9 protein-coding genes are annotated in these 11,961 nt (G+C 72.8%); 4 read left to right on the top strand and 5 right to left on the bottom strand.

Going from position 1 to position 11,961, the window contains the following annotated elements:
* Window positions 1-4 precede the first annotated feature (4 nt).
* Genes MHO01S_RS07880 through MHO01S_RS07895 form a run of 4 tightly spaced genes read right to left on the bottom strand, consistent with a single transcriptional unit; the run spans window position 5 to window position 5,227 of the window.
* Window positions 5-1,900 (bottom strand): glycogen debranching N-terminal domain-containing protein, encoded by a 1,896-nt coding sequence (locus MHO01S_RS07880; RefSeq protein ID WP_060960021.1) that lies wholly within the window; start codon window positions 1,898-1,900, stop codon window positions 5-7.
* Window positions 1,897-2,802: a carbohydrate ABC transporter permease gene (locus MHO01S_RS07885; protein ID WP_060960020.1), complete on the bottom strand. Its 906-nt coding sequence runs from the start codon at window positions 2,800-2,802 to the stop codon at window positions 1,897-1,899. Before MHO01S_RS07885 ends, MHO01S_RS07880 begins: the two co-directional genes overlap by 4 nt.
* Complete coding sequence (locus MHO01S_RS07890) at window positions 2,799-3,965, bottom strand: carbohydrate ABC transporter permease (RefSeq protein WP_061782107.1); 1,167 nt, start codon at window positions 3,963-3,965, stop codon at window positions 2,799-2,801. The genes MHO01S_RS07885 and MHO01S_RS07890 overlap by 4 nt, the downstream gene beginning before the upstream one ends.
* 2 nt (window positions 3,966-3,967) lie before the next feature.
* Complete coding sequence (locus MHO01S_RS07895) at window positions 3,968-5,227, bottom strand: extracellular solute-binding protein (RefSeq protein ID WP_060960018.1); 1,260 nt, start codon at window positions 5,225-5,227, stop codon at window positions 3,968-3,970.
* A 168-nt stretch (window positions 5,228-5,395) separates the two neighbouring features.
* Here MHO01S_RS07895 and MHO01S_RS07900 point away from each other — a divergent pair, with 168 nt between their 5' ends.
* A complete protein-coding gene (locus MHO01S_RS07900) occupies window positions 5,396-6,412 on the top strand; it encodes a LacI family DNA-binding transcriptional regulator (protein WP_223849518.1) in 1,017 nt (338 codons plus the stop codon).
* A 30-nt stretch (window positions 6,413-6,442) separates the two neighbouring features.
* Here the strand turns inward: MHO01S_RS07900 and MHO01S_RS07905 are convergent, their stop codons facing one another.
* A complete protein-coding gene (locus MHO01S_RS07905; protein WP_061782109.1) occupies window positions 6,443-7,222 on the bottom strand; it encodes an IclR family transcriptional regulator in 780 nt (259 codons plus the stop codon).
* A 52-nt stretch (window positions 7,223-7,274) separates the two neighbouring features.
* Between MHO01S_RS07905 and hutH the strand changes: the two genes are divergently transcribed.
* Genes hutH through hutI form a run of 3 tightly spaced genes read left to right on the top strand, consistent with a single transcriptional unit; the run spans window position 7,275 to window position 11,831 of the window.
* Window positions 7,275-8,879 carry a histidine ammonia-lyase gene (hutH, locus tag MHO01S_RS07910; RefSeq protein WP_082808053.1) on the top strand — a complete coding sequence of 535 codons (1,605 nt, stop codon included), beginning with the start codon at window positions 7,275-7,277 and terminating at the stop codon, window positions 8,877-8,879.
* Between the two features lie 16 nt (window positions 8,880-8,895).
* Window positions 8,896-10,626, top strand: a complete 1,731-nt coding sequence (gene hutU, locus MHO01S_RS07915) for a urocanate hydratase (protein WP_061782110.1) — start codon at window positions 8,896-8,898, stop codon at window positions 10,624-10,626.
* Window positions 10,623-11,831: an imidazolonepropionase gene (gene hutI / locus MHO01S_RS07920; RefSeq protein ID WP_061782111.1), complete on the top strand. Its 1,209-nt coding sequence runs from the start codon at window positions 10,623-10,625 to the stop codon at window positions 11,829-11,831. Before hutU ends, hutI begins: the two co-directional genes overlap by 4 nt.
* Window positions 11,832-11,961: the final 130 nt, after the last annotated feature.

The following is an 11,961-nucleotide window of genomic DNA, read 5'->3' on the forward strand; positions in this document are numbered from 1 at the left end:
GCGCTCAGTCCGCGCGGAGCACCTCCCACGCCGTGACGGCCGCCGCCGCCGTCCATGCCTGCGGGCGGCACGCGGCGGGGTACGGTGCGGGCGCCGACACCTCGTCCGCCCCGTCGCCTGCATACAGCTCGGGCACGCGGTAGGAGAACGCCTCCGCGCCGGCGAGCATCTCGGCCACGACTCGGCGCGCGTGGCCGTGCAGACCCGCGCGCGCCATGCCGCGCGCGACGATCGCCGTGTCGTGGATCCACACGCTTCCGCCGTGATAGCTGAGCGGCCAGTAGCCGCCGGCATCGGTCGACAGCGTGCGGATGCCGAAACCGGACGACATCCGCGGGTCGACGAGCAGGTCGGCGACGGCCTTCTCCTCGTCGGGGTCGAGGATGCCGGTGCCGAGGAGGTGGCCGATGTTCGAGGTCAGTGTGTCGACCGGTCGGCCGTCGCGGTCGAGGGCGATCGCGGGGAAGCGTCCGGACGGCGTCGTCACCCAGAAGCGCGCGGCGAAGCGGCGCTTGAGCCCCGCGGCCCAGTCCCGCAGCTCCCCGCCGCCCGGACGCCCGAACCGGTCGAGGAGTGCGGCCCCGCCGAGCGCCGCCTCGTAGGCGTAGCCCTGCACCTCGCACAGCGCGATCGGGCCGTTCGCGAGCGTGCCGTCCTGCCACTGGATGGAGTCGCCGGAATCCTTCCAGCCCTGGTTCGACAGTCCGTGGCCCGTCTCGTCGACGTATTCGAGGAAGCCCGATCGCTCCGCGGACGCGACGATCCAGCCGAGCGCGCTCTCCAGGGCGGGCAGCAGGCTCTCGACCTCGGCGGCCGGCAGCTGCGCGGCCGCATCGGCCAGGAGGGTGACCCAGAGCGCCGTCGCGTCGACGGTGCCGTAGTACAGCGGCGGCAGCACGATGCCCTCCCCGGGCATCGACAGCGTGGACGCGCGCAGCTCGTGCATGATCTTCCCGGGCTGCTGCGCGGTGGCGGGGTCGTCCCGCGTGCCCTGCAGTCGCGCCAGGACGCGCAGCGTGGAGGCCGCGACGGTCGCATCCACGGGCAGCATGAGGCGCGCCGCCCACAGCGAGTCCCGGCCGAACAGGGTGAAGAACCAGGGTGCGCCGGCCGCGAAGAACTCGTCGTCGGGGGCGTCGGGGAGCGCGAGGCGGAGGGCACGGAGATCGTCGAGAGCGCGGTCGAGCCAGCGCTGGAGCCGGGGGTCGGCTCCCGCGGGGGCGATCGGACGCGGCCACGGCGCGGGAGTCCGGGCGCCGCGGACCACGAGCGAGCGGTCGTCGAGGCGCGCGGTCCACGACACGCTCGCCGCGTCGCGTCCCTCGCCGTCGAGGTCCCAGACCAGCGTGATCTCTCCGCCGTCGGCGAGGTCGATCGCCGCCTCCGGAGCGTCGATCTCGAGCGTCGCTCCGCCCCGCCGGGCGGTGACACCGGCCTCGGTGACGGTGGGGTCGCCGGGATCGCCCGTCGGCGTGCCCGCCTTGACCTCCTGCAGCGCGCCGATGTCGATGCCGATGCGCACGCGCAGGCGGACGCGCACGGGCTTCTCGAGGTGGGTGCGCACGGTCAGCGTCTCGGACATCGTGCCGTCGGCCACCCGGCGCTCGCGCACGAGGCGCACCTTCGGGTCGGGGCTGGGGTCGTCGACGCCGCGGAGGAGCGCGTCGATGCGGACGTGCCCGGCGCCGACGATGTCGGTCGCGACGTGCTCCGGGGCGAGATAGGTCCCGTCCGCGGCGGCGTAGTCGACGCGGAGCGTCCGGACGAAACGCGTGTCGCCGTGGTAGATCCCGTCGATGACGGCGGATCCCATGTCGCCGTCACGGCCCGACCAGGCCTGCGTGGGCGCCGTCAGCGCCACGATCCGGTCGGAGAGGAATGGCTGCAAGCCGGCCGTCATCCCTTCACTGCTCCTTCGCTGGTGTTCATGATCTTCTTCTGGAAGAGGAAGAAGATCACGGCGACGGGGATCGTCATGATCGCCGCGGCCGCGAGTTTGAGGGGGTACTGCGTGCCCTGACTGAGCTGGCCCGACGCGAGCGAGGCGACGCCCTTGGTCAGCGTGGTCAGCTCGGGCGACTGGGTCGACACGATGAAGTGGCTCAGCTCGTTCCACGATCCCTGGAACGACAGGATCACGATCGTGATCAGGGCGGGTCGTGCCATCGGAAGCACGATCGACCAGAACACGCGGAAGGTGCCGGCGCCGTCGATGCGCGCCTGCTCCTCGACCGAGTCGGGGATCGACTCGAAGAAGTTCTTCATGATGAACACGCCTGCCGCGTCGACGAGCAGCGGCAGGATCATGCCCGCGTACGAGTCGTAGAGGCCGAGCTGGTTGAGCACGAGGAACTTGGGGATGAGGAGCACGACCGTCGGCACCGCCATCACGGCCACGACGAGCGCGAACACGACCCCGCGTCCCCGGAAGCGCAGGCGGGCCAGTGCGTAGCCCGCCAGCGAGACGAAGAACACGCGCCCGACCGTCACGCAGACGGTGACCACGGCCGAGTTCGCGAACCAGAGCGGGAAGTCGCTGTGCAGGAACAGCCGCTCGTACGCCGCCGTCGAGAAGGTGGCGGGGATGAGCGAGATCGGGTCCGCCGCGGCATCCGGCTCGGTCTTGAACGAGGTGGCGACCTGCACGAGGAACGGGTAGATGTACACGATCGCCAGCGCGGCGAGCATGCCGTAGAGCAGCACCTGTCCCGTCACGCTGCGCGGCGTCAGCCGTCGGCGTCGGCGCGGCGGCGGTGCGGATGCCGCGGCCTGCACCTCCACGGTGGTCAGCGTGGTGGTCATGATCGGGCCTCCTTCGAGGACGAGGCCGAGGCCGCACCGGATGCCGAGGCTGCGCGCGACTGGTAGGCGCGGATGCGCCGCTTCGAGACGGGCCGGTCCCGCAGCACCCAGCGCTGGAGGAGCGTGAAGGCGATGATGATCAGGAAGAGGATGAACGCGATCGCGGCGCCCACGCCCCAGTCCTGGTTCTGGAAGGCCGAGGTGTACGAGAGGTAGGCGGGCGTCACGGTCGTCTTGGCGGGGCCGCCCTGGGTTCCGGTGTAGATCTGATCGAACACCTGCCAGCAGCCGATCAGGCCGAGCGTGATCACGGTGAACAGCGTCGGGCGCAGCTGCGGGAGCGTGATGTGCCAGAAGCGCTGCCAGCCGTTCGCGCCGTCCATCATGCCGGCCTCGGTGAGCTCGAATCCGATGTTCTGCAGCGCCGCGATGAACAGCAGCATGAAGGTGCCGCTGGTCGTGAAAACCGCCATGAGGACGAACGCGGACATCGCGACGGACGGGCCGGACAGCCAGTCCCACCACGAGACGCCGAGGAGGCCGCTGCCGGTGAGCGCGTCGGGTCCGTCCGACACGCCCAGCGCGCCGAGGGCGACGTGGACGATGCCGCGCGAGTCGTTGAACCAGTTGGGGGCGGCGAGCCCGATCGCCGACAGGATCTGGTTGACGGGACCCGCGAAGGAGAAGAGGAACAGCCACAGCACGGTGATGGCGACCGAGCTCGTCACCGACGGGAAGTAGAACGCGGTGCGGAAGAAGCCGCGACCGCGCAGGATCCGGCGGCTGACCAGAACGGCCAGGAAGAGCGACAGGACGGTCTGGAGCGGGACGACGAGCAGCACGTACCACGCGTTGTTGCGCAGCGCCGTGCCGAAGTCGCGTTCGGCGAGCCCGCCGCCGGTGGTGATGGCGGCGTAGTTGTCCAGGCCGACGAAGCCGACGGAGGGGGAGAGGGGGCTGCCGCGCCCCGACCAGTCCGAGAAGCTGACCCAGAGCGCCATCAGCACGGGGACGAGCAGGAAGACGCCGAGGATCACGATGACGGGCGACACGAACAGCCAGCCCGCGCCGGCCTCGCCGCGGCGGATTCCGCGCGAGCGCGGATGCCGGGGCGAGACCGGACGCGGGGGCGTCGCGACCGGAGCGACGGGAGCGGCGGACATGATCAGCCGACGACGGCCTCGAGGTTGGACTGCACCGAGTCGAGGATCTTCTTCGGGTCGCCCGTCTTCAGCGACTCGAGCTGCGCGTTGAAGTCCTTGATGACGTCGGCGGCGCCCTTGTTGGTGGGAACGCCCTGCGCATAGTCGGCGCCGTCGAGGAACGCGACGAGCGAGGGGTTGTCGCTCTTCCAGGTCTCGGCGGCGGACTGCACCGACGGCATCGGGCCGAACGCCTTCGAGAACACGAGCTGCTGCTCGGCGCTCGTCAGGTACTCGACGAGGTCGAGCGCGGCCTTCTGGTTGGGGCTGTCGGCGGCCATGCCCCAGCAGTTGGTGAACTGCAGGGTGCCCTTGCCGGCGCTGCCGGCGGGCAGCTCCACGACCTTGGCCTTCACGTCGGGGTAGTCGCCGAGGGCACCGGTGATCCAGTTGCCCTCGATCGTCATGGCGCCCAGCTGCTTGCCGAACGCCTCACCGCCCCAGCCCGCGCCCACGTCGGAGGCGTACGCGAAGGTGCCGTCCTGCAGGTGCTGCTGCACGTAGGTGAGCGCGGCCACGTTGGCGTCGCTGTTCGCCTCGGCGGTCGTGCCGTCCTCCGAGACGAGCCGTCCGCCGGCCTGGGCCATGAAGGCGCCGAGGCGGGCGTACTCGCCGCCGAAGACGAGTCCCTTCGTGGTACCGTTCGTGAGCTTCGCGGCGACCTCTGCGAGCTGGTCCCACGTGGTCGGGATGTCGGCGTCGGTCAGTCCCGCCTGCGTCCACAGGTTCTCGTTGATGACGAGCTGCAGCGTGGAGAAGTCCTTGGAGGCGCAGTAGAACGTGTCGTCGACGGTGAAGTTCTTCACGAGCGACGGGTAGAAGTCGTCCTTGTTGCTCAGCTGGTCGCCGTAGGCCTTGAGCGACCCGTTGCTCGCGAAGCCCGCGAGCTGGTCGGTGCTGAGGTAGAAGAGGTCCGGCGGCGAGCCGGCGGCGAAGCCCTGGGACAGCTGCTGGGCGAGGTCGGTGGCGGCCACCACCGACGCGGACACGCCGGACGACGACGACCAGGCGGCCACGGCATCCTGCACCGCCGTGGTCTCGGCGTCGCCGGACGAGCCGATCATGATGGTCAAGGGCTTGTCGGACGAGGTCAGGTCGCCCGCGCTCGCCGAGCCGGCCGATCCCGACCCGCTGAATCCCTGGCCGCAGCCGGTCAGCAGCAGGCTCGTGGCAACGGCCAGGCCTCCCGCCGCGAGCAGCGTCCGTGCTGTCTGTCGCTTCATCGCATCTCCTTCGATCGCGTGGCCTGCGCCTTCCGGCGCGGCCTCATGGTGCCATCCCGGTGTCGGAACGTCGAAACGGTCCGCCGTTGGATCGATCATTTGATCGTTCAAATTGTGGGATGCTTGAAAAGATAGACGAGGATGCCGAGAGCGTCAAGGGAGGTCCGCGTGAACAGATCGGCGACGATCGAGGACGTCGCGCGCGCCGCCGGCGTCTCGCGACAGACCGTCAGCAACGTCATCAACTCGCCCCAGATCGTGCGGGAGGAGACGCGGGCGCGCGTCACCGATGCCATCTCGCGACTGAACTACGCGCCCCACGCCTCGGCGCGCCGGCTGCGCACGCGACGCAGTTCGACGATCGGCATCCACCTCGACCCCTACGCGGGCGGCATCTCCGGCGTGGTGCTCGACCGCTTCGTGCACGCGCTCACCGAGCAGGCGGGCGAGCGCGGGCTCCGCGTCATGCTCTACGCCGCCCGGACGCCCGATGAGGAGATCCGCCGCATGGGCGATCTGCGGGAGGGCGGCGAGATCGACGCGGTCGTGATCACGGGCACCTTCCCCGGCGATCCGCGCGCCGAGTGGCTCCTCGCCCGCGGCGTGCCGTTCGTCTCGTTCGGCAGGCCGTGGGGGCGCGACGACGTCGGCGCGCCGACGCATCACTGGGTGGACGTCGACGGGGCCGCGGGCACCGCCCAGGCCACGACGCACGCCCTCGCGACGGCGGGGGCGCGGGTCGCGTTCTTCGGCTGGCCGGCAGGGTCGGCGACGGGCGACGATCGCGAGAGCGGCTGGCGCCGCGCCCTCGCCGCCGCCGACGCGGGCAGCACCTGGGCGCCCGTACGCCTGACCAGCGAGGAGAACGTCGCGCGGGCGCGCGACATCGCCGCCCCGGTCGTCGCCCGCGACGACATCGACGCGCTGGTCTGCGTCAGCGACTCGCTCGCCGTCGGCGCGCACCTGGCCGCCGTCGCCGCCGGGCGCCCGCGGCTGCCGATCGTCGGCTTCGACAACACCCCCGCGGTCGAGGCCCTCGGGCTGTCGAGCGTCGAGCAGCTGCCCGAAGAGGTCGCGGTCGGTGCGCTCGACCTGCTCCTGGGCGGCGCGTCCTCGATCGACCCGCGCGACGCCGAGCCGGGCCGCGCGCACGTGCTGGTCGAGCCGCGCCTCGTCGTGCGCTGAGGCCCGCGCCGCGCTCAGCGCGCGCCGCGCTCAGCCGTAGAGGCGGCGCCGCAGCTCGCCCGCCGCGACGGCCACGGCGGGAGCGAGGGATGCCGCGTCGTGCGCCGAGTCGGCGGGCCACGTGATCGCGATCGCGGCGACGGGCCACTCGGCGTGATCGTGCACGGCGACCGCCACGGAGCGGAAGCCGAGCGTCACCTCGCCGTCCTCGTCGGCGAACCCCTGCCGGCGCGTCCGCCGCAGCACGTCGCGCAGCTCGCCGGGCCGGCGCGGGCCGCGCCCGGTGCGGTCGGCGAAAGCCGCGGCATCCGGGTAGAGGGCTCGCACCTGCTCGCGGGGGAGAGCGGCGAGCATCGCGCGCCCCGTCGCGGTCAGGTGGGCCGGAAGACGCACCCCGACATCGGTGATGAGCGCCGGCCGTCGCGGCGCGCGCTCCTCCACGATGTACAGCACGTCGCGTCCCGTCATGACGGCGAGATGGGCGCTCTCGCCCCAGCGGTCGGCCAGGGCGGCGACCAGCGGACGGCCGAGCCGGGCGAGCGGCTGCTGGCGCGCGTAGCCGCCGGCCAGCTCGAACGCGGCCGTGCCCAGGCCCCAGCGCCGCTCGTCGGGAAGGTGCACGACGAAGCCGTGCTCGGCCATCGCCGCGAGCAGGTGGTAGACGCTCGAGCGTGCGATGCCGAGCGTCTCGGCGATCGTCCGCGCCGCCACCGGTCCGCGCTGGCGCCCGAGGTACGACAGGATGCGCAACGTCTGATCGGCGGCCGGCACCTGCGGCGCGCTCACCGATGTGTCTGGGATCACAGACACAGATTGCCACAGCCCCCTGGTCGGCGCGCCGTCGCCGCGATGGAATCGGGGCATGACGACACCGCCCGACGCGACCGCCCTGCCCCTCCGCCCCCACGACGGCCCGGCCGAGGCGGGCTCCGTCGTCGTCGGAGAGCGCCCCCTGCAGGTGTCCGAGGTGGTCGCCGTGGCGCGCCACGGCGCACGCGTCGAGCTCGCAGCCGCCGCCGCCGCGCGCATCCGCGACGCGCGCCGGCTCGTCGAGCGGCTGGCGGGCGACCCCGAGCCGCACTACGGCATCTCGACCGGGTTCGGCGCGCTGGCCACGACGTTCATCGCGCCCGAGCGGCGTCGTCAGCTGCAGGCCGGCCTCATCCGCTCCCACGCCGCCGGCACCGGCGCCGAGGTCGAGCGCGAGGTCGTCCGCGCGTTGCAACTCCTGCGGCTGCAGACCCTGGCGACCGGACACACCGGCGTGCGCGAGGTCGTCGTGGACACCTACGTCGCGATGCTGAACGCCGGCATCGCCCCCGTGGTGCGCGAGTACGGCTCGCTCGGCTGCTCCGGCGACCTCGCCCCGCTGTCGCACATCGCCCTCGCCGCCCTGGGCGAAGGCGAGGTGCGCGATGCCGCGGGCCTCCTCGTCCCGGCATCCGACGCCCTGGACGCCGCGGGCATCGCCCCGCTCGTGCTCGAGGAGAAGGAAGGACTCGCGCTCATCAACGGCACCGACGGGATGCTGGGGATGCTCGCGCTCGCGCTCGCCGATCTCGACAACCTGCTGACGGTGGCCGATGTGACCGCGGCGATCTCGATCGAGAGCCAGCTCGGTACCGACGCCGTCTTCGCCGCCGACCTCATGGCGTTGCGTCCGCAGCACGGGCAGGCGGCCTCCGCCGCCAATCTGCGCGCGCTCCTGGCCGACTCGCCGATCGTCGCGAGCCACCGCGACCCCGCCGTCTGCACCCGGGTACAGGACGCCTACTCCCTCCGGTGCTCACCGCAGGTGCACGGCGCGGCCCGCGACACCCTCGAGCACGCGCGGGCGATCGCCGCCCGCGAGCTCGCCTCGGCGATCGACAACCCCGTCGTCACGTCCGACGGCCGCGTCGAGTCGAACGGGAACTTCCACGGTGCGCCGGTGGCGTACGTGCTCGACTTCCTCGCGATCGCCGTCGCCGACCTCGCCTCCATCGCCGAGCGGCGCACCGACCGCGCCCTCGACCGCACGCGCAGCCACGGCCTGCCCCCGTTCCTCGCCGACGAGGTGGGCGTCGACTCCGGCCTCATGATCGCCCAGTACGCCGCGGCGGGCATCGTCTCGGAGCTCAAGCGCCTGGCCGTCCCGGCATCCGTCGACTCGATCCCCTCGTCGGCGATGCAGGAGGACCACGTGTCGATGGGGTGGTCGGCGGCCCGCAAGCTCCGCCGGGGGATCGACGGGCTCGCTCGGGTGCTCGCGATCGAGCTCGTCACCGGATGCCGCGCCCTCGACCTGCGCGCCCCGCTGCGCCCGGGGCCGGCGACCGCCGCGGTGCGCGACCGGGTGCGCGCGGCGGGTGTCGCCGGCCCCGGACCCGACCGGTTCGTCAGCCCCGACCTCGAGACCGCGACGGCACTCGTGCTCTCCGGCGAGGTCGCCGCGGCCGCGTTCGCCACTTCCGCCCACCCGGCCTGATCGAAGGAGATCCACGATGACATCCCATGCCGAGACCCCCGACTCCGCCGCCGCCGACACCGGCGCGGCCGCCTCGCCGCGCGGCCCGATCCGTGCCCCGCGCGGAGCGCAGCGCACGGCGAAGAGCTGGGGAGCGGAGGCCGCGAAGCGGATGCTCATGAACAACCTCGACCCCGAGGTCGCGGAGCACCCGGAGGACCTGGTCGTCTACGGCGGCACGGGGCGCGCCGCCCGGTCGTGGGCGGCCTACGATGCGATCGTCCGCACCCTCGACGAGCTGGAGCCCGACGAGACGCTGCTCGTGCAGTCGGGGAAGCCGGTCGGCGTCTTCCGCACGCACGAGTGGGCACCCCGCGTGCTCATCGCGAACTCGAACCTCGTCGGCGACTGGGCGACGTGGCCCGAGTTCCGCCGGCTCGAGGAGCTCGGGCTCACGATGTACGGGCAGATGACCGCCGGATCGTGGATCTACATCGGCACCCAGGGAATCCTGCAGGGCACGTACGAGACGTTCGCCGCGGTGGCCCGCTCGCTGGGGCGCGACTCCCTCGCCGGCACCCTGACCCTCACGGGCGGTGCCGGCGGCATGGGCGGGGCGCAGCCCCTCGCGGTGACCCTCAACGGGGGAGCGGTGCTGATCGTCGACGTCGACGCGTCGCGGCTGGAGCGCCGGGTCGCACACGGCTACCTCGACGAGTACACCGACGACCTCGACGCGGCCCTGGCGCGCGTCGTCGCGGCCCGCACGGCGGGGCAGGCGCTCTCGGTCGGTCTCGTCGGCAACGCCGCCGAGGTCTTCCCGGAGCTCCTGCGACGCCGCCACGCGGGCGGCGCGCCGATCGACATCGTCACCGACCAGACCAGCGCCCACGACCCGCTCGCCTACCTGCCGATCGGGGTGAGCGTGGCCGCCTGGAAGGACGCCGCGGCATCCGACCCCGAGGGCTTCACGGTGCGCGCCCGCGCCGCGATGGCTGCGCAGGTGGCGGCGATGGTCGGGTTCCAGGATGCCGGGGCCGCCGTGTTCGACTACGGCAACTCGATCCGCCGGGAGGCCGAGCTGGGCGGCTACGACCGGGCCTTCGCCTTCCCCGGTTTCGTGCCCGCCTACATCCGCCCGCTGTTCGCGGAGGGTCGGGGACCGTTCCGCTGGGTGGCGCTGTCGGGCGATCCGGAGGACATCGCCAAGACCGATCGCGCGGTCGCCGAGCTGTTCCCGCAGGACGCGGCGCTGCGCCGCTGGCTGGACAAGGCGGGCCAGACCGTGCACTTCGAGGGGCTTCCCGCCCGGATCTGCTGGCTCGGCTACCAGGAGCGCCACCTCGCCGGACTGAGGTTCAACGAGATGGTCGCCTCGGGGGAGCTCGCCGGCCCGATCGTGATCGGCCGCGATCACCTCGACGCCGGCTCGGTGGCCTCCCCGTACCGCGAGACGGAGGCGATGGCCGACGGCTCCGACGCGATCGCCGACTGGCCGCTGCTGAACGCGCTGCTGAACACGGCGTCGGGGGCGTCGTGGGTGTCGATCCACCACGGCGGCGGTGTCGGCATCGGCCGCTCGATCCACGCCGGCCAGGTCACGGTCGCCGACGGTACCGCCCTGGCGGCGGAGAAGCTCGCGCGGGTGCTGACGAACGATCCCGGCACCGGTGTCATGCGCCACGTCGACGCCGGCTACGACCGGGCGCGGGAGGTCGCCCGCGAGCGGGGGCTGATCGTTCCGATGCTCGGGGATGCCGCCCCGTGAGCACGCTGCTGATCACCGGCATCGGCGAGCTGACGACGAACGTGACCGGGCTCGGCGACGACCCCCGCGACCCCACGGGACTGATCCGCGGCGCCGCCCTCGCCGTCGTCGACGGGCGCGTCGCCTGGGTCGGCCGCGGCACCGAAGAGCCGCGTCTCGATGCGCCGCAGACAGGGGCGACGCCGGAGGTCGAGGTCGTGGACGCCGGCGGCCGCGCGATCCTCCCGGGCTTCGTCGACAGCCACACGCACCTCGTGTTCGCCGGCGACCGGGCGGACGAGTTCGAGGCGCGGATGGCCGGACAACCTTATGCCGCGGGCGGCATACGACGGACGGTGGCGGCGACCCGCGCGGCATCCGACGACGAGCTGCGGGCGCGACTGGCCGGCCTCGCGGCGGAGCTGTACGCGCAGGGGACGACCACGTTCGAGGTGAAGACGGGCTACGACCTCACGGTGGAGGGCGAGGCGCGGCTCGCCCGCCTGGCCCGGGAGGTGACGGACGAGGTCACCTTTCTCGGCGCTCATGTCGTGCCGGCGGAGTTCGTCGATGACCGCGCGGCGTACGTCGACCTCGTCTGCGGACCGATGCTCGCCGCCGTAGGCCCGTACGTCCGGTGGATCGACGTGTTCTGCGAGCGCGGCGCGTTCACCGCGGAAGAGACCCGCCGCATCCTGCGGGGCGGCGCGGCCGCGGGTCTCGGCACCCGGCTGCACGGCAACCAGCTCGGACACGGTCCGGGGGCGCGGATCGCGGCCGAGCTGGGTGTGTTCTCGCTCGACCACGCGACCTACCTCCACCCCGACGACGTCGCCCGGCTGGCCGAGGCCGGGGTCGTCACGACTCTGCTGCCCGGTGTGGAGTTCTCGACCCGGCATCCGTACCCCGATGCGCGCCGGCTGATCGATGCGGGAGTCACGGTCGCGCTCGCGAGCGACTGCAACCCGGGCACGAGCTTCACGAGCTCGATGCCGCTCATGATCGCGCTGGCCGTGCGCGAGATGGGGATGACGGTCGCCGAGGCCGTATGGGCGGCGACGGCGGGCGGTGCCCGGGCCCTCGACCGCGATGACGTCGGCACCCTGGCCCTCGGGACGCGGGCCGACCTGGTGATGCTGGACGCGCCGACGCGGACCCACCTCGCGTACCGCCCGGGGGTGCCGCTCGTGCGCGCCGTCTACCGCGGCGGGGAGCTGATCGTTTAGGCGTTTCGACTCGGCGCTGCGCGCCTCGCTCAACGTCCGGGTCCCACCCTCGCTCGCTCCCGGTCGGGCGCGGCCGCGAGTCGAAACGCTCTGCGCCCCGTCCGCCTCCCGGTCGTTGAGCGAGCGGCGC

The organism is Microbacterium hominis NBRC 15708 (genome assembly GCF_001592125.1).
Classification (GTDB): Bacteria; Actinomycetota; Actinomycetes; order Actinomycetales; family Microbacteriaceae; genus Microbacterium; species Microbacterium hominis.